This is a genomic window from Serratia sp. PF-27 (assembly GCF_030053255.1).
Classification (GTDB): domain Bacteria; phylum Pseudomonadota; class Gammaproteobacteria; order Enterobacterales; family Enterobacteriaceae; genus Serratia; species Serratia bockelmannii.
Window position 1 is genome coordinate 471,408 of record NZ_JASGBT010000022.1, and the last position, 16,284, is coordinate 487,691.

Consider the following 16,284-nt stretch of genomic DNA (forward strand, 5'->3'; position numbering starts at 1 on the left):
CATGCAAATAATCGATAGCGGCTGCAACAGCCAGGAGAGAGGCGCTTTAACCCGACGGGCAGGCCAGGCGGCGTTATTGGCGCTGGTTTTGCTGACGAGCCAGGGGAGCCGGGCAGAGCCTGGTAACCACGGCATGTTGTTTGTGCATGGCGCGCTGACCGAAGGCGCCTGCCGGCTGGAGATGTCTTCGGCCCACCAGGATATCTGGTTGGGTGAAACCACCACGAGCAGCCTGGCAGTGCCCGGCAACCGCACGCAGCCGGTGGCCTTCCAACTGCGGTTGCGTGACTGCACGCGCATGGGGGCGGCCATCAGAGACACTCGCCTCGGTTACCGGCTGTGGGATGCCTACCAGCCGGCGGTCACGGTGAGCTTCACCGCCCCGGCCGATGCGGATAACCCGCAGCTGGTGCAGGTGCAGGGCGCCGAAGGCCTGGGGCTGCGGCTGTTGGATGCGGATAACCGCGATGTGCGGCTGGGCAGCCGCAGCCGGCCGCAGCTGCTGGCGCTGGGCGATAACGGGCTGCAGTTTTATGTGATGGCGGAGCGCACGCGTGCGCCGCTGTTGGCGGGCGCCTACCGCGCGGCGATCGATTTCCGGCTGAACTATGACTGAGGTGGACGGTATGGGCGATACAGGGCGACGTACGCTGGCCATTGGCGGTGAATATCTCCTTCTGGGCTGCGCGCTGGCGGCCAGCACCGCTGCCGCTTCGGCGCTCACGCTGCTGGCGGTGCTGAGTTTTGGCCAGCTGGCGCAGGCTGCGACGGTGAATGTCACGGTGAAAGGCGAAGTGCTCGCGAAACCAAAGTGTGAAATCAACGGCGGCAATGACATCGATGTGCCCTTCGGCGAACTGAATATCGCAGACATTGACGGCGTTAACTACGGCAAGAAAAAGATCCCCTATAGCGTGAGCTGCAGCGGCGATACCTCCGGCTCGAACGGAAATATGAAAGTGTCATTGCAGGGCGAGAACTCAAATTTTGGCGTCGGTTTGCTGCGCACCCGCGAGAAGGAAGATTTGGCGATCAAGCTGCTGTTCGAAAATGGCCAGCAGCTGAAGCTGAACGAGTGGCATAACTTTTTTTATCCCAATTATCCACTGCTCTATGCCGTACCGGTCAAGCGCGGCGGCGCCAGGTTGAGTGGCGGGGACTTTTCCAGTTCTGCCACATTATTAGTCGAGGTTCAATAAGGAGATGAAGATGAAATATATTCCAGGGTTGGCCGCCTTGGCCTGCATGGGGTTGCTGGCCAGCGGCGCGGCGCAGGCGATAAATGTGAACTTTACCGGTAAGCTGGTGACGGCGCCAGACTGCGTCCTCAACACGGGTAAAGATATCAGCGTTGATTTTCAGGAAGTAGTGAGCAATAAAGTGGATGGCGTCGGCTACAAAAAAATGGAGATCCCCTACACCATTTCCTGCTCCGGCGGTTCACCAAATAGTGGTCAGCTTAAGGTAATGCTGGAATATACGACCGTACCATGGGGCGACTACAACGCGATCCAGGCCCAACCTACCCCACAATTTAATAATTTCGGGTTACGCATTGTTCAGGGCACCGGAGATACCACCTATGTGCCCAAGACTAAGCTGGTGATCGCCGATATAAATAACCCGACCAAGCTTTATGCCGTGCCGATTGGTAAACCGAGCGCAGGTTTACCTGAGGGGGCTTTCACCGCGTCGGCTACCATGACCGCTATGTATGAGTAAAGCATTATCCCAGCACCGAAGCTGCACTGCTTCGGTGCTGGGTTGCGGCATCAATTAAAGCCACTGCATTATAAGCGCGGTGGAAAGAGGCGCACCGACGGCACTTAACCGGCGGAATATTTTCGCCATTGGCGAGGTCGGATAATCTATTTTGCCGGCAGGGTAACCAGATGAAAAAGATTTTTTTAGTGTTAATCGTATTTTTCGGCGGCACGAATGTGGCCAGCTCCGCTAATTTTGAGGCTATTCCTCGTATAGAGTATATAACCCCTTACAATGCTTTCCTCTCTTTTACGTTTCTCCGTATTTTACCGGATTCGCAGGAACCCAACCCCTGTTATGGGCAAAGAGACTGCAATTTATCTGTGGTGATGACCTTATCGAGCTCCCCACGTGTAGGTGTGGCATTGGTTGAGACCAACAGCAGCTGCAACACGGCGGATTGCAAGACCAGCACGAAAACGGCCAAAACCATGGGGGAGCTCGCGCCGTTAGTCAGGTATTTAGGGCGCAATGGAACGAACTCGACCAGAGATATAAATCAGATTAACAACTGGCCTCTTAGACTCTGCTTCGGTGTGTCAATTAACGGTAAATGGAGTGGCCCTTTCGGCTGCTCCCCAGAGATACCCAGGACAAACAGCTGCGATATTCTTGACACGAACGCCATCGTTGACTTTGGCTCATTCAGCAGCGACGTTACGGCCCGGCAGGCCACGGGAAGCATCAAGATAAATTGTGCCAGCGAGGCTTACTTACGCGTTAAGTTTAATTCCAATGTCACCAACATGTCGTTAAGCCAGGACGGGCGGATGACCGCCAGCCTGAAGTTTAGAGACCTGATCACCGGCGTGGGCGAGGATTATATAAAAGTGCCAGGCGGCAATAGAGAAATCTTTATCGACGGTGATCTCAGGAATAATAATACGTCACATACCGGCCCGTTTTCTGTGCCTGTGGTAGCGATAATAGAAATCATATAACAGTGACTAAACGGCCCGCCCCCTCTTTTTAATGGGGTGCTGGCGTTATGAATGTGTTACCCCGTTAGGAATGTGATTATCAGCGATACGTTTCATTAGGCGCTGTTACTCTTGGCCCTTCCACTGAAAGTATTTTAAGCGGAAGGCTGCGTAAAATGAATAACGGTGGAGGCAGAATCTACCGGGCTGTTTCTCAGGAATAGTTTCTCGTTTGGCAAACAAGGGAAAATAGGCCTACAGGAGGCTCAGACAATGAAACCAATCAATATTGTGATTGATGACGAAAACCGCTATTTTGCCGCCGGCTTGCGGTTAAGCATTGCGAAATATGCGCAGCAGTATAACAAAGTCGCGCATTTCCTGCCGCCAGGCAGCGATGAGCGGCCTGACATCGTGTTGACCTCGCAGATCCGACGTACCCGATGCTGGGCTGCCTATTCAAGGGCACACGTCGTCACCATTAAAGAAAGGCAGACCCTTGTCGCCAGGCGTACAAGCCGGGTGTTGTACCGCACTGACGATCAGCAATACCTGTTTACGCTGCTGACCGATGCCCTGGCCAATCCCGGCCCGGTATGCCATTTTTCCGGTCAGGCGCTGACCCGCCGTGAGCGGCAGGTTATCGGCTATATGCGGCGTGGGTTGGATCAATCGCAAACCGCCAGAATAATGGGTGTGAGCGTTAAAACGGTGCACAGCCATAAACGTTCGGTAATGGGTAAGCTGATGTTAAACCGCAGCCATGACTTTATGTATTGGTTACTATCTCCAGAGGCAGAGTATTCCTAACCGTGATGGGGAATGATTTTAATTATTCCCATCTGTTATCTTTATATCGCTAAAGGATAGCTTATTTTGATTAACATTTACCGGGAGAATGTTAATTCTTGTTTTATTCATTTGTTAGATAGCAAAAGGGAAAGTTATGAAAAAGACAGCGGCTTTACTTATTGGCGCTTGCATCATGATGGCATCTTATGCACATGCCGGTTTTAACGGCAATCATAACGTGCAGGGCAATAATGGCAACGCCAGCGGCGCCGGCAATAGCGATTTTGGTCAATGCATTAATGGTCAAGGGAAAAATGGTGGGCAATGTGCGGGCAATACCAACACAGGCGTCAAGCCTAAAGAAAAAGATAAAGGCGAAGTCATGAATGCGATTTGTGAATCGCCGTTTATGAAAAAATACTCGCCGCTATGCCAGTAATATTGATTTTTAAATGACAAGCAGGGTCATCCTCCCTGCTTTTTTTGTGGCTATTGATTAAATATCCTGTTGTTCCGACTAAAAATATAAGTTCGGTGAATTATTATCGTTGGCAGTGATGGTAGCTGTACGTAATTTACGTGGGGTATTATCTACACCAAGGGAAAGGTTAAGTGGATTTGTTTTATTTCGCGATATTCTTGTTGTGTTTAAGCATCTATTCATTCTACAAACATGCGCAGCGGATGAAGAAAAGGCAGCTATCTATTCAAGAACTCGGCCATTCTTCCCGTTGGTTGGCATTGCGACGTCATCATTGACGCTGCTACGTATTGTATGACGTAGCGTTTTTTACCAGAGAGTAGTATCCGCCTCAACGAAAGAGGGTGCCCGGACTCGGACAACCGGCGCTGGCCCGCAGGGTGAGGCCTTTGGCCGAATAATCGAACGCAGTTCGATGGAGAGTCCGTACCCCAGAAAGCGAAAAACCCGCCATAGGCGGGTTCTTCTAAATAGGGTGCCCGGACTCGGACAACCGGCGCTGGCGCCGCGTTGAACAGCGCTTCAGCGCTGGCCCGCAGGGTGAGGCCTTTGGCCGAATAATCGAACGCAGTTCGATGGAGAGTCCGTACCCCAGAAAGCGAAAAACCCGCCATAGGCGGGTTCTTCTAAATAGGGCGACCGGACTCGGACAACCGGCGCTGGTGCCGTGTTGAATAGCGCTTTAGCGCTGGCCCGCAGGGTGAGGCCCTTGGCCGAATAATCGAACGCAGTTCGATGGAGAGTCCTGTTCCTGAAAAGCAAAAACCCAGCCATAGGCGGGTTCTTCTGAATAGGGCGACCGGACTCGGACAACCGGCGCTGGCGCCGCGTTGAACAGCGCTTCAGCGCTGGCCCGCAGGGTGAGGCCTTTGGCCGAATAATCGAACGCAGTTCGATGGAGAGTCCGTACCCCAGAAAGCGAAAAACCCGCCATAGGCGGGTTCTTCTGAATATGGTGCCCGGACTCGGAATCGAACCAAGGACACGGGGATTTTCAATCCCCTGCTCTACCGACTGAGCTATCCGGGCAACGCGCAGCATTAAACCGTATTGGCCGAAAGCCGTCAATGGCTTTATGCGTGAAAGACGTTAAAATGCCTCCGGTTGCTGGCTTTTCAGGCAAAGGGCGCAAAAAATGCGCCTGTTCTGGCTATCACCTTGGGTTGGCTGTGCCGCCAACCCTGCCGATTCAGCTTAACGCCCCGTTGCGGCGGCACTGCGCCACCTGCAAGATGTCTTCCGCCAGCCGTTTGGCGACCGATACGTCCTGGAGCTGGCGTTTTACCAGCAGTTTGCTCAGGCAGCCTTCCTGAATCAATTCCATTTGCTGCGCCACCATGTCGGCGTCGTCGGCATCCATGTCGCGCAGCAGTTCGCGGGTCAGCTCCAGCGAGGTCAGCTTTTGCTGCTCCGCCAGTTGGTGGATCGGATGATCCGTTTCCGGGAAGAAGCTGCAGGCGGCGATAAACAGGCAGCCGGGGTAGCGGTCTTGCTGCACGTATTCCGCCAGCACGTCATAGCGCGCCAGCAGCTTTTGCTGCGGGCTCAGGCTCTCGTCCAGCAGCAGCTGGCGGCGCCAGGTGTCGATCTGTTGGCCGTGGTAGCGCAGGCAGTCGTACAGCAGCGCTTCGCGATCTGGCCAGAACCGCTTGAGATCGCCGGGCTGAACGTCGAGTTTTTCCGCCAGCATCTCTAATGTGGCGGTCGCCAGGCCCTGTTGTTCCAACAGGCCCAGCGCGGTATCAAGGACGTGTTCACGTTGCACTTGTGCTTCCTCCTCTTCGGTTCAGAACCTCAGTGTTATTTATCACATCACTTTCTGCAAATGCGCGTTGAAGGCTTCCGCCTTCATAAAACCGGTGACCCGCTGTGCTGTCAGTTCCTGGCCCGCCGGATCGAAGAACAGGATCGTCGGCAGCCCCAGCACCTTCAGGTGCTTCAGCAGCGCCGCCTGTTCCGCGCTGTTAGCGGTGACGTCCGCCTGCAGCAGCACCGCGTTGGCCAGGCTTGCCTGCACCGCGGCGTCGCTGAAGGTGTATTTTTCGAACTCTTTACAGGCCACGCACCAGTCGGCGTACAGATCCAGCATCACCGGCTTGCCCCGCGCCTGTTGTAGCGCGAGATCGAGCTGTTCGACGTTGTTGATGCGGGTAAAGGCCAGATGCGGTTGAGCCGCCTGCTGCGCCTGGTCGGTGCCGAAAGCCCAGTCTTGCAGCGGCCGCGCGGCGATCACCGCCGCCGCCAGCAACAGCAATTGCAGGGCACGCGCCCAGCCGCGTGCGCTTCTTAGGCTCAGGGCGAAGGCCCAGCTGAAGAACGCCAGGCCGAGCAGGCTCCATAGGCGCATGCCCCACAGGTCGCCGATCACCCGCTCCAGCAGGAACACCGGCAGCGCCAGAATGACGAAGCCGAAGGCCTCTTTCACGTACTGCATCCACGGGCCGCTGCGCGGCAGCAGGCGATTGCCGAACAGGGTGACGATCACCAGCGGAATGCCCATTCCCAGCGCGTACAGGTACAGCGTGCCGCCGCCGGCCCACAGATTACCGCTCTGGGCGATATACAGCAGGATGGCGCTGAGCGGCGCGGTGGTGCAGGGGGAACAGATCAGCCCGGCCAGGGCGCCCATCAGGAACACGCCGGTCAGTGAGCCGCCGCGCTGGGTGTTGCTCCAGTTTGCCAGCCGGGTTTGCAGCGCCGAGGGTAACTGCAGGGAATAGAGGCCGAACATCGACAGCGCCAGCGCGATGAACAGCGCCGACAGGCCAATCAGGACGTAAGGATGCTGCAGCGCCGCCTGGAACTGCAATCCGGCGGCGGCCACCACCAAGCCCAGCAGGGTGTAGGTGAGCGCCATGCCCTGCACGTAAACCACCGCCAGCGCCAGAATGCGGCCGCTGCTTTGCGGCCGGTCGCGGCCGAGGATGATGCCGGAGATCAGCGGGTACATCGGCAGTACGCACGGGGTGAAGGCGATACCGATGCCGATCAGCAATGCCCACAGCGGCGAGAACGGCAGGCTGGCCGGTGCGGCAGGGGCTTCAGCCGGCGCAGAGGCCGAGAGCGGCGCGGCGGCGGTGGCGCTGACCGCGTCCAGCGGGATGGTTCGGGTTTCCGGCGGATAGCAGAAGCCGGCCTCGGCGCAGCCCTGATAGGTGACGCTGAGGCTGGCGTTGGCCGCCGCCTGTTGCAGCGGCACCTGCAGATTCAGCTGCTGTTTGAAAATCGCCACTTCGCCGAAGAATTCATCCTTGTGGCTCAGTCCTTCGGGCAGGGTAAACGCGCCGAGCGTCGCCTGCTGCGGCACCAGTTTGATCTGCTGACGATACAGGTAGTAGCCGGGGCGGATCTGCCAGTTCAGCGTTACCTGGTTGCCTTGCTGTTTGAAATCGAAAGTGAAGGCCTGATCGACAGGCACGAACTGGCTGCCGCCCTTCGGCGCGAACAGCGAAGCCTGCGCCGCCTGCGGCAGGAAGCACAGGCTGCACAGCAGCAAAATCAGTTTAAGGAAGCGTTGATCCATAACAGGTAGTCTTTATCTCCGGCCATCACCGGCAAGACCAGCAGCTCGGGCGTCTGGTAAGGGTGATGTTGTTTCAGGGTGTCGAGCAGGGCTTGCTGACGGCGGCGATCGCTTTTGAACAGCATCTGCACTTCGTATTCCTGTTCCAGTTTCCCTTCCCAGTAATACAGCGAGGTGGCGCCGGGCAGCAGCGTGGCGCAGGCCGCCAGCTTATCGCCCAAGACCCGCGCCGCCAGTTCCTGGGCGCTGGCTTCATCGGGTGCGGTACAGAGTATGACGACAGCTTCGCAATCAGACATCTTCAGCCCTCTCATCGGTTTGAATGGGCACTATACCCTGAAGGCGGATTGGCTAGAAGGCGAGTTTATCGCCAGAAGGAAAACCGGGGCCGCAGCCCCGGTCTAAGCCTTACAGCATGACGCTGCCGAGCAGGAAGCCGAATACCACCGCGAAAATCACGCCCATGGTGCCGGGAATGAAGAACGGATGGTTGAACACGAAGCGGCCGATGCGCGTGGTGCCGGTATCGTCCATCTGCACCGCGGCGACCAGCGTCGGGTAGGTCGGCAGGATGAACAGGCCGGAAACGGCCGCGAAGGAGGCGACGGCGGTCAGCGGCGACACGTTCAGCGCCAGCGCCATTGGCATCAGCGCCTTGGCGGTGGCGGCCTGCGAGTACAGCAGCGCCGAGCAGAAGAAGAAGATCACCGCCAGCAGCCACGGGTGCGCCTGAATGACGCTGCCGGCCGTCTCTTTGATCCAGTCGATGTTGGCCTGCACGAAGGTGTCGCCCAGCCAGGCGACGCCGAGGATACAGATACAGGCGCTCATGCCGGCCTTGAAGGTGCTGGAGTTCAGCACCATGTCGGTGTCGACGCGGCACAGCAGGGTGGTCAGCGTGGCGACGCTCAGCATGATGATCAGGATGGCGTTGGTGGTGTTCATCAGCGGCTTGGCCACCAGGCCCAGGCCCGGGCTGTTGATGATGGCGTAGGCGACCACGCACAGCACGCCCAGCAGGAACAGCAGCACCGAGGTTTTGGCGCGCGGTTTGATCGCCAGCGCGTTGTTGCCGCGCAGGGTGATCAGGCCTTCTTCCAGGCGTTTCAGGTACACCGGATCGTTAGACAGCTTGGAGTCGAACAGCCAGGTCACCAGCAGCGACATCACCAGCACGGCGCAGAAGGTGGATGGGATCACCACCATCAACAGGTGCAGGTAGCTGACGCCGTGGCCTTCCATCACCGAAGACATGTACACCACCGCGGCGGAGATCGGCGAGGCGGTGATGGCGATCTGGGCGGAGACGACGGCGGTCGACAGCGGGCGGCAAGGCTTGATGCCCTGCTCTTTCGCCACCTCGGCGATCACCGGCAGCGCCGAGAGCGAGATGTTGCCGGTGCCGGCGAAGATGGTCAGGAAGTAAGTGACGATAGGGGCGAGAATGGTGATGTGTTTGGGGTTCTTGCGCAGCAGTTTTTCGGTCTGCTGCACCAGATAGTCCATCCCCCCGGCGACCTGCATCGCGGAGATCGCCGCGATCACCGCCATGATGATGGAAATCACGTCGAAGGGAATGCTGCCTGGCTTGACGCCGATCAGCGCCAGGACCAGAACGCCCAACCCCCCCGCGAACCCGATACCGATACCGCCCAACCTGGCCCCTAAAAAGATGGCCAGCAGAACGATAACCAATTCTACGGCTAGCATAGTGTTTACTCCTTAAAATGAGAGAAATTGAAAATCAAACGTTAAAATTTTGTGGGCGCCGGAAAGTAAAAAGGCACGCTATCCAGAGGATTTAGCGTGCCTTTCAGGGCTACCGGGTAGGTCTGTTATTGTTCATTTTCATCCGTATAGCGTTTAGCTTTATAAGCCGGGTGCATCAGGTTCTCCACGGAGAAGATGTCATCCAGCTCGGCTTCGGTCAGCAGGCCGCGTTCCAGCACCACTTCGCGCACGCTCTTGCCGGTTTCGGCGCAGATCTTCCCGACGATGTCACCGTTGTGGTGGCCAATGAACGGGTTCAGATAGGTGACGATACCGATCGAGTTGAAGACGTAGTGTTCGCAGACTTCTTTATTCGCGGTGATGCCGTTAATGCATTTTTCCAGCAGGTTGTAGCAGGCGTTGGTCAGGATGTGGATCGACTCGAACATCGCCTGGCCGATCACCGGCTCCATCACGTTCAGCTGCAGCTGGCCCGCTTCGGCCGCCATGGTAACGCAAGTGTCGTTGCCAATCACCTTGAAACACACCTGATTGACCACTTCCGGCACCACCGGGTTCACTTTGGCCGGCATGATGGACGACCCCGCCTGCAGCTCCGGCAGGTTGATTTCGTTCAGGCCAGCGCGCGGGCCGGAGGAGAGCAGGCGCAGGTCGTTACAGATTTTGGACAGTTTCACCGCCAGGCGTTTGAGTGCGCTGTGCACCATCACGTAGGCGCCGCAGTCGGAGGTGGCTTCGATCAGGTCTTCCGCCGGTACCACCGGCAGGCCGCTGACTTCCGCCAGTTTTTGCACCGCCAGCGGCTGATAGCCTTCCGGGGTGTTGAGCGCGGTGCCGATGGCGGTGGCGCCCAGGTTAACTTCCAGCAGCAGCTCCGCGGTGCGGTGCAGGTTGCGGGTCTCTTCGTTCAGCAGCACGCTGAAGGCGTGGAATTCCTGGCCGAGGGTCATCGGCACTGCGTCCTGCAGCTGGGTGCGGCCCATTTTCAGGATGGTTTCGAACTCTTTCGCCTTGCGATCGAAGCCTTCACGCAGCTGGTTGATGGCGTCGATCAGTTTCTGGTTGGAGGCGTACACCGCGATGCGGAACCCGGTCGGGTAGGCGTCGTTGGTGGACTGGCACTTATTGAGGTGATCGTTCGGGTTCAGGTACTGGTATTCGCCTTTTTGATGGCCCATCAGCTCCAGGCCGATGTTCGCCAGCACTTCGTTGGTGTTCATGTTCAGCGAGGTGCCTGCGCCGCCCTGGAACACGTCCACCGGGAACTGATCCATGCACTTGCCTTTATCCAACACCTCGTCGCAGGCCTGGATGATCACGTCGGCGATTTTGCGTGGGATGGTTTTGAGTTCTTTGTTGGCCATCGCCGCGGCCTTTTTCACCATCACCATGCCGCGAACGAACTCGGGGACATCGCTGATTTTGCTGTTGCTGATGTAGAAGTTTTCAATCGCACGCAGAGTGTGAACTCCGTAGTAAGCGTCTGCGGGGACTTCACGTGTTCCTAACAGGTCTTCTTCGATACGAATGTTGTTTGACATGAGAACCTTCTCTATGTGTTGCTGCCGAATTAATAATTTGTCAGGTCAAGGCTAGTAAGGGCACAGCCTAAATTAATGTTGCCGAAGGCTTGGGGCGTGAAACGATTAACCAAATCGCCCGTTGCTGCCCAGATCATATGCTGGTTGGTAAGAAATGACTGAACCCAGATCACCTTATGGTGTTTAAGGATATGCCCTTTTCCGGTTCTGTGACTTCTTTCACGTTTGTGAACTTTAGCAATAAAAACCGGCTCTCGGTTGAAATGGTGGGGGGATGCCCTCATTGTAATGGTGTCGGCCGTTTACGGCCTCTTTTTTCGCGCTGTCGCCCCCATGGCGGCCGTGCTTTACCTACCGATAGGAGAACCAGGTGCGCTGGTTACCGCTACTGCTGATATTTCTGCTGGCTTACATAGAAATATCCATCTTTATCAAAGTCGCCGCCGTGCTCGGCGTGGCTGTCACCCTGCTGCTGGTGGTGTTCAGCTCCTGCGTCGGCATTTCGCTGGTGCGCAATCAGGGCATGAAAACCTTCGTGCAGATGCAGCAAAAACTGGCGGCCGGCGAAAGCCCGGCGGCGGAAATGGTGAAAAGCGTTTCGCTGGTGCTGGCGGGCTTCCTGCTGCTGATACCGGGCTTCTTCACCGACTTCCTCGGCCTGTTGCTGCTGCTGCCGCCGGTGCAAAAATCGCTGACGCTGAAGCTGATGCCGCACCTGTCGGTGTATCGCCCCGGCGGTTGGACGGGCGGCGACGCCGCCAACGGCAATACCTTCGACGGCGAATTCCAGCGCAAGGACGACGAACGCCCGGTGCTGGAACACCGCCCGGACGAGGATCGCAAACCTCACGATCGTTAAGCAAACGCGGCTCAGGCCGCGTTTTTCATCTCTGCGGCACTCGCCGAACCGAAAATGCGAAATTTTTTTTGTTCGCCCCCTTGAAGGGGGCTGGAACGCCCCCATCTCAAATGCCACGAGGCCGGTAATAACAACCATCCGGTGTACAACCCTAAATCTGATAGAGACCTTCTTACAGGAGAGCGTTCAATGAGTATTCGTCCATTGCATGACCGCGTTATCGTCAAGCGCAAAGAAGTTGAATCAAAATCTGCTGGCGGCATCGTCCTGACTGGCTCTGCTGCGGGTAAATCCACTCGCGGTGAAGTGGTTGCAGTGGGTAAAGGGCGTGTGCTGGAAAACGGCAACATCCAACCGCTGGATGTGAAAGTTGGCGATATCGTGATTTTCAACGACGGCTACGGCGTGAAAGCAGAGAAGATCGACAATGAAGAAGTGTTGATCATGTCCGAAAGCGACATTCTGGCAATTGTTGAAGCGTAATTGCGCTTTATCTTCTGAACTGAACGAGTTGAAGGGAAATACCAATGGCAGCTAAAGACGTAAAATTCGGCAATGACGCTCGCGTGAAAATGCTCCGCGGCGTGAATGTTCTCGCTGATGCAGTAAAAGTGACCCTGGGCCCGAAAGGCCGCAACGTAGTGCTGGATAAATCTTTCGGCGCACCGACCATCACCAAAGACGGCGTTTCCGTTGCGCGTGAAATCGAACTGGAAGACAAGTTCGAGAACATGGGCGCACAGATGGTGAAAGAAGTGGCCTCCAAAGCGAACGACGCGGCGGGCGACGGCACCACCACTGCAACCGTACTGGCTCAATCCATCATCACCGAAGGCCTGAAAGCGGTTGCTGCAGGCATGAACCCGATGGATCTGAAGCGCGGCATCGACAAAGCGGTTGTCGCTGCGGTTGAAGAACTGAAAAAACTGTCCGTACCTTGCTCCGATTCCAAAGCTATCGCTCAGGTCGGCACCATCTCCGCCAACTCCGACGAAACCGTGGGTAAACTGATCGCGGAAGCGATGGAGAAAGTGGGCAAAGAAGGCGTTATCACCGTTGAAGAAGGCACCGGCCTGCAAGACGAGCTGGACGTGGTTGAAGGTATGCAGTTCGACCGCGGTTACCTGTCCCCATACTTCATCAACAAGCCGGAAACCGGTTCTGTTGAGCTGGAAAGCCCGTTCATCCTGCTGGCTGACAAGAAGATCTCCAACATCCGCGAAATGCTGCCGGTGCTGGAAGCCGTTGCCAAAGCAGGCAAACCGCTGCTGATCATCGCTGAAGACGTAGAAGGCGAAGCGCTGGCGACTCTGGTGGTCAACACCATGCGCGGCATCGTGAAAGTGGCTGCCGTTAAGGCACCTGGCTTCGGCGACCGTCGTAAAGCCATGCTGCAGGATATCGCGACCCTGACTGCCGGTACCGTTATCTCTGAAGAGATCGGTCTGGAGCTGGAAAAAGCCACTCTGGAAGACCTGGGTCAGGCAAAACGCGTTGTGATCAACAAAGACACCACCATCATCATCGATGGCGTGGGCGACGAAGCGACCATCCAGGGCCGCGTTGCTCAAATTCGTCAGCAGATCGAAGAAGCGACCTCTGACTACGATCGTGAAAAACTGCAGGAGCGCGTAGCGAAACTGGCCGGCGGCGTTGCCGTTATCAAAGTTGGCGCAGCCACTGAAGTTGAAATGAAAGAGAAGAAAGCCCGCGTTGAAGACGCCCTGCACGCGACCCGCGCCGCAGTGGAAGAAGGCGTGGTTGCCGGCGGTGGCGTCGCGCTGATCCGCGTTGCAGGCAAAATCGCCGCGCTGAAAGGCGACAACGAAGACCAGAACGTGGGTATCAAAGTTGCGCTGCGCGCAATGGAAGCCCCTCTGCGTCAGATCGTGGTCAACGCCGGTGAAGAAGCTTCCGTTATCGCCAACCAGGTGAAAGCGGGCGAAGGCAGCTACGGCTACAACGCTTACTCTGAAGAATACGGCGACATGATCGCGATGGGTATCCTGGATCCAACCAAAGTGACCCGTTCTGCTCTGCAGTACGCGGCTTCCGTGGCTGGCCTGATGATCACCACCGAATGCATGGTCACCGACCTGCCGAAGGCTGACGCACCGGATCTGGGCGCAGCAGGCGGCATGGGTGGCATGGGCGGCATGGGCGGCATGATGTAATCATCCCCCACACGCTTGTGTGCTGAGAACCCCGGTCAACTGACCGGGGTTTTTTTTAGCTTAAAAATCAATTAAAAGGATGTTTTGTTAGCTTGTTATTAGTTTGGTGAATGAATAATTGCATTATTTTGTTTTTACCCTAAACCGTTGTCGTTTCGTACCGATATAGCCCCTACCAGGCGGGGAATTTCCCCTCGCCGGTGTGACTGTCAACGGAGACGACTTATGCTGAAAAATATGAAAATAGCCACCTGGCTGATGATGATGCTGTTGCTGCTGGGCTTGATGCCCATGGGAACCGGCGCCATTGCCTTCTATTTCATGCAGCAAAACGGCCACAGTATCGACAGGATGAGCACCTTCTCCGACGAGGAAGCGGCGCTGAACCGCAGTTGGCGTGCTTTGCTGCAAACGCAGACGCTGATCGACAACATGGCGTTCGAGCGCTGGGCGCAGACCAGCAGAGCCGATATTCAGCAGGGTATCGATGAGGCGCGAGGTGAGCTGCGCAGCGCCGACGTCGCGTTCAACCTGTTTTGGGAGACGCCGGGCCTGACGGTATCGCGCCCGGATCTGGGCGAGGCGATGAAAAAGGTTTACCTGGCGCAGCAGGCGGTGCTGAAGCAAGAACTGACGCTGTTGGCCGACACGCCACAGACGGCGCTGATCGAGCGGCTGCACGCCATGGCGGCAGAGAAGCGCCAGGTGCGCCAGCGGTTGGATAACCAGTTTGCCGACTACATGCGGGCCACGGTGGCCGCCCACCGTCTGGCAGTGGAAGAGGCGGAGCAGACCCAAAAAGTCTTCGCCCGCCTGCTGAGTGGCACCCTGGCGGCGATCCTGCTGCTGCTGGTCGCCGTGCAGCGTGATTTCCGCCGGCGCTTGATTCTGCCGCTGCGCCAGATCGCCGAACACTTGCAAAAGGTTGGGCGCGGCGATCTACGCAGCGAGATCGCGGTACGCAACAACGATGAGATCGGCATGCTGTTCGCCAGCCTACGGACGATGCAGCAGGAGCTGAGTGCGACCGTGCAGCAGGTGCGTGACGGCGTGGAGTCGATCAACCACGGTACGCACGAGATCGCCGTCGGCAACGCCGATCTCTCCAGCCGCACCGAAGAACAAGCCAGCGCGCTGACGGAAACCGCCGCCAGCATGGAGCAGATTACCGCCACGGTGCGGCAAAACGCCGATAACGCCACTCAGGCCGCCGGCATGGTCAATCAGACCGCCGGCATTGCCCGCAACGGCGAAACGCTGATGGCCAGCGCGATCGACAAGATGCGGGCGATCAACGACAGCGCGCGTCAGGTGGGGGATATTACCAGCGTGATCGACGGCATCGCCTTCCAGACCAACATTCTGGCGCTGAACGCCGCCGTCGAGGCCGCCCGCGCCGGGGAGCAGGGGCGGGGTTTTGCGGTGGTAGCCGGCGAAGTGCGCAATCTGGCGCAGCGCTGCGCGACTTCGGCCAAGGAGATCAGCGGTCTGGTCGACGGCGTAACCGGCGATATCGCCGCCGGCGTGCGGCTGGTGGAACAGGCGGGCGAGACGATGAATGCCATCGTCGGCTCGGTGAACCAGGTGACGTCGCTGATGGATAACATCTCCTATGCGTCGGAAGAGCAAAGCAAAGGCGTCGAGCAGGTCGGGGTGGCGGTGACCCAGATGGATCAGGTGACCCAGCAGAACGCCGCGCTGGTGGAGGAGGTGGCGACCACCGCCGTCGGCGTGGAGGAACAGGCGGCCCTGCTGGCGCAGGCGGTGGCGGTATTCAAACTGGCGGAGGGGGAATCGCGCCAGGGCGACGTGGAGGCGCAGGCATCGGCGACCGTTGCCGGTTGGGTATAACGCCGCCGCACTGTATTTGATGATATTTTTGCCGCCCGGGGCGATTTAGCTGGTAAACTGGTAAGTCATCAGCTGTCGCTCAAGACGTTGGCCCGCTCGCGCGGCAACGGATGCTTAAGAGATGGCATCGCTTTCTGATATACCCTATGAATTTCAAGTTGTAGCTAGGCGGCCAGCTCGTGAGTCCCCAGGCGCTTACTTGAGTAAGTAACTGGGGTGAGCGAGTGCAGTCAACAACGCTACAGCTTGAAAGGCGACGGGTAGAAGATTTTGCGTAATTCTCAACATCGAATGGGGAACAAGATGCGGATTAAAGCCTTACTGGGTCTTTCGGCAGCGATGCTGCTGGCGGGTTGCAGCACCACTCATGAACTGACCGCTGCGGGTCAGCAGATCAAGTTCACCGACAGCAAGCCGGCGGCGGAATGCCAGCTGCTGGGGGAAGTGACCGGCACCCAGAGCAACTGGCTGTCCGGCAACGGCGGTGAAGGCAGCTCCATGCGCGGTGCGGCCAACGATCTGCGCAACAAGGCGGCGGCCATGGGCGGCAACGTGATCTACGGCGCCAACAGCCCGAGCCAGAATCTGCTCTCCAGCTTCGCACCGCTGGACAGCAAAATGGTCGGCCAGGTTTACAAGTGCCCGTAA

The 16,284-nt window shown here is 57.4% G+C and carries 16 protein-coding genes and 1 tRNA gene; 11 read left to right on the plus strand and 6 right to left on the minus strand.

Going from position 1 to position 16,284, the window contains the following annotated elements; all coding sequences use genetic code 11:
• The first annotated feature begins 1 nt into the window (after window position 1).
• The 6 genes from QMZ29_RS21600 (at window position 2) to QMZ29_RS21625 (ending at window position 3,915) form a co-directional block, all read left to right on the plus strand.
• Window positions 2-616, plus strand: coding sequence for a fimbrial protein (locus tag QMZ29_RS21600; protein WP_197781679.1), 615 nt, complete (start codon window positions 2-4; stop codon window positions 614-616).
• 10 nt (window positions 617-626) lie between these two features.
• Window positions 627-1,199, plus strand: a complete 573-nt coding sequence (locus QMZ29_RS21605) for a fimbrial protein (protein WP_197811764.1) — start codon at window positions 627-629, stop codon at window positions 1,197-1,199.
• Window positions 1,200-1,209: 10 nt separating this feature from the next.
• Window positions 1,210-1,722, plus strand: coding sequence for a fimbrial protein (locus QMZ29_RS21610; RefSeq protein WP_164068726.1), 513 nt, complete (start codon window positions 1,210-1,212; stop codon window positions 1,720-1,722).
• A gap of 170 nt (window positions 1,723-1,892) precedes the next feature.
• Complete coding sequence (locus QMZ29_RS21615) at window positions 1,893-2,705, plus strand: MrpH family fimbial adhesin (protein ID WP_164068724.1); 813 nt, start codon at window positions 1,893-1,895, stop codon at window positions 2,703-2,705.
• Window positions 2,706-2,957: 252 nt separating this feature from the next.
• Window positions 2,958-3,494 (plus strand): helix-turn-helix transcriptional regulator, encoded by a 537-nt coding sequence (locus QMZ29_RS21620; protein ID WP_060433953.1) that lies wholly within the window; start codon window positions 2,958-2,960, stop codon window positions 3,492-3,494.
• Window positions 3,495-3,630: 136 nt separating this feature from the next.
• Window positions 3,631-3,915, plus strand: a complete 285-nt coding sequence (locus tag QMZ29_RS21625; protein WP_043143788.1) for a hypothetical protein — start codon at window positions 3,631-3,633, stop codon at window positions 3,913-3,915.
• Window positions 3,916-4,910: 995 nt separating this feature from the next.
• Here QMZ29_RS21625 and QMZ29_RS21630 read toward each other — a convergent pair.
• The 6 genes from QMZ29_RS21630 to aspA all read right to left on the minus strand — a co-directional run bounded on the left by QMZ29_RS21630 (window position 4,911) and on the right by aspA (window position 10,752).
• Window positions 4,911-4,986: transfer RNA gene (locus tag QMZ29_RS21630), tRNA-Phe, on the minus strand.
• 160 nt (window positions 4,987-5,146) lie between these two features.
• On the minus strand, window positions 5,147-5,722 hold the full coding sequence (gene dicD / locus QMZ29_RS21635; protein ID WP_004929655.1) for a division control transcriptional repressor DicD: 576 nt from the start codon (window positions 5,720-5,722) through the stop codon (window positions 5,147-5,149).
• Between the two features lie 42 nt (window positions 5,723-5,764).
• Window positions 5,765-7,480 (minus strand): protein-disulfide reductase DsbD, encoded by a 1,716-nt coding sequence (locus tag QMZ29_RS21640; RefSeq protein ID WP_261425408.1) that lies wholly within the window; start codon window positions 7,478-7,480, stop codon window positions 5,765-5,767.
• Window positions 7,456-7,779 (minus strand): divalent cation tolerance protein CutA, encoded by a 324-nt coding sequence (gene cutA / locus QMZ29_RS21645; RefSeq protein ID WP_004929657.1) that lies wholly within the window; start codon window positions 7,777-7,779, stop codon window positions 7,456-7,458. The genes QMZ29_RS21640 and cutA overlap by 25 nt, the downstream gene beginning before the upstream one ends.
• 109 nt (window positions 7,780-7,888) lie before the next feature.
• A complete protein-coding gene (locus QMZ29_RS21650) occupies window positions 7,889-9,190 on the minus strand; it encodes an anaerobic C4-dicarboxylate transporter (protein ID WP_016929379.1) in 1,302 nt (433 codons plus the stop codon).
• A gap of 125 nt (window positions 9,191-9,315) precedes the next feature.
• Window positions 9,316-10,752 carry an aspartate ammonia-lyase gene (gene aspA / locus QMZ29_RS21655; RefSeq protein ID WP_004929659.1) on the minus strand — a complete coding sequence of 479 codons (1,437 nt, stop codon included), beginning with the start codon at window positions 10,750-10,752 and terminating at the stop codon, window positions 9,316-9,318.
• 370 nt (window positions 10,753-11,122) lie between these two features.
• Here aspA and QMZ29_RS21660 point away from each other — a divergent pair, with 370 nt between their 5' ends.
• The 5 genes from QMZ29_RS21660 to QMZ29_RS21680 all read left to right on the plus strand — a co-directional run bounded on the left by QMZ29_RS21660 (window position 11,123) and on the right by QMZ29_RS21680 (window position 16,284).
• Entirely contained in the window at window positions 11,123-11,611 is a 489-nt protein-coding gene (locus QMZ29_RS21660) for an FxsA family protein (protein ID WP_004929660.1), read from the plus strand.
• Between the two features lie 189 nt (window positions 11,612-11,800).
• Window positions 11,801-12,094, plus strand: coding sequence for a co-chaperone GroES (locus QMZ29_RS21665; RefSeq protein WP_004929661.1), 294 nt, complete (start codon window positions 11,801-11,803; stop codon window positions 12,092-12,094).
• 44 nt (window positions 12,095-12,138) lie between these two features.
• Window positions 12,139-13,785 carry a chaperonin GroEL gene (gene groL / locus QMZ29_RS21670; RefSeq protein ID WP_004929662.1) on the plus strand — a complete coding sequence of 549 codons (1,647 nt, stop codon included), beginning with the start codon at window positions 12,139-12,141 and terminating at the stop codon, window positions 13,783-13,785.
• A gap of 225 nt (window positions 13,786-14,010) precedes the next feature.
• A complete protein-coding gene (locus tag QMZ29_RS21675; RefSeq protein ID WP_261425407.1) occupies window positions 14,011-15,636 on the plus strand; it encodes a methyl-accepting chemotaxis protein in 1,626 nt (541 codons plus the stop codon).
• A gap of 303 nt (window positions 15,637-15,939) precedes the next feature.
• Window positions 15,940-16,284 (plus strand): DUF4156 domain-containing protein, encoded by a 345-nt coding sequence (locus tag QMZ29_RS21680; RefSeq protein WP_025305007.1) that lies wholly within the window; start codon window positions 15,940-15,942, stop codon window positions 16,282-16,284.

What these genes read in the sequence shown, in the direction of transcription:
- QMZ29_RS21600 (WP_197781679.1), top strand. Translation starts at nt 2, where the DNA reads ATGCAAATAATCGATAGCGGCTGCAACAGCCAGGAGAGAGGCGCTTTA.
- QMZ29_RS21605 (WP_197811764.1), top strand. Translation starts at nt 627, where the DNA reads ATGGGCGATACAGGGCGACGTACGCTGGCCATTGGCGGTGAATATCTC.
- QMZ29_RS21610 (WP_164068726.1), top strand. Translation starts at nt 1,210, where the DNA reads ATGAAATATATTCCAGGGTTGGCCGCCTTGGCCTGCATGGGGTTGCTG.
- QMZ29_RS21615 (WP_164068724.1), top strand. Translation starts at nt 1,893, where the DNA reads ATGAAAAAGATTTTTTTAGTGTTAATCGTATTTTTCGGCGGCACGAAT.
- QMZ29_RS21620 (WP_060433953.1), top strand. Translation starts at nt 2,958, where the DNA reads ATGAAACCAATCAATATTGTGATTGATGACGAAAACCGCTATTTTGCC.
- QMZ29_RS21625 (WP_043143788.1), top strand. Translation starts at nt 3,631, where the DNA reads ATGAAAAAGACAGCGGCTTTACTTATTGGCGCTTGCATCATGATGGCA.
- QMZ29_RS21640 (WP_261425408.1), bottom strand. Translation starts at nt 7,480, where the DNA reads ATGGATCAACGCTTCCTTAAACTGATTTTGCTGCTGTGCAGCCTGTGC.
- cutA (WP_004929657.1), bottom strand. Translation starts at nt 7,779, where the DNA reads ATGTCTGATTGCGAAGCTGTCGTCATACTCTGTACCGCACCCGATGAA.
- QMZ29_RS21650 (WP_016929379.1), bottom strand. Translation starts at nt 9,190, where the DNA reads ATGCTAGCCGTAGAATTGGTTATCGTTCTGCTGGCCATCTTTTTAGGG.
- aspA (WP_004929659.1), bottom strand. Translation starts at nt 10,752, where the DNA reads ATGTCAAACAACATTCGTATCGAAGAAGACCTGTTAGGAACACGTGAA.
- QMZ29_RS21665 (WP_004929661.1), top strand. Translation starts at nt 11,801, where the DNA reads ATGAGTATTCGTCCATTGCATGACCGCGTTATCGTCAAGCGCAAAGAA.
- groL (WP_004929662.1), top strand. Translation starts at nt 12,139, where the DNA reads ATGGCAGCTAAAGACGTAAAATTCGGCAATGACGCTCGCGTGAAAATG.
- QMZ29_RS21675 (WP_261425407.1), top strand. Translation starts at nt 14,011, where the DNA reads ATGCTGAAAAATATGAAAATAGCCACCTGGCTGATGATGATGCTGTTG.
- QMZ29_RS21680 (WP_025305007.1), top strand. Translation starts at nt 15,940, where the DNA reads ATGCGGATTAAAGCCTTACTGGGTCTTTCGGCAGCGATGCTGCTGGCG.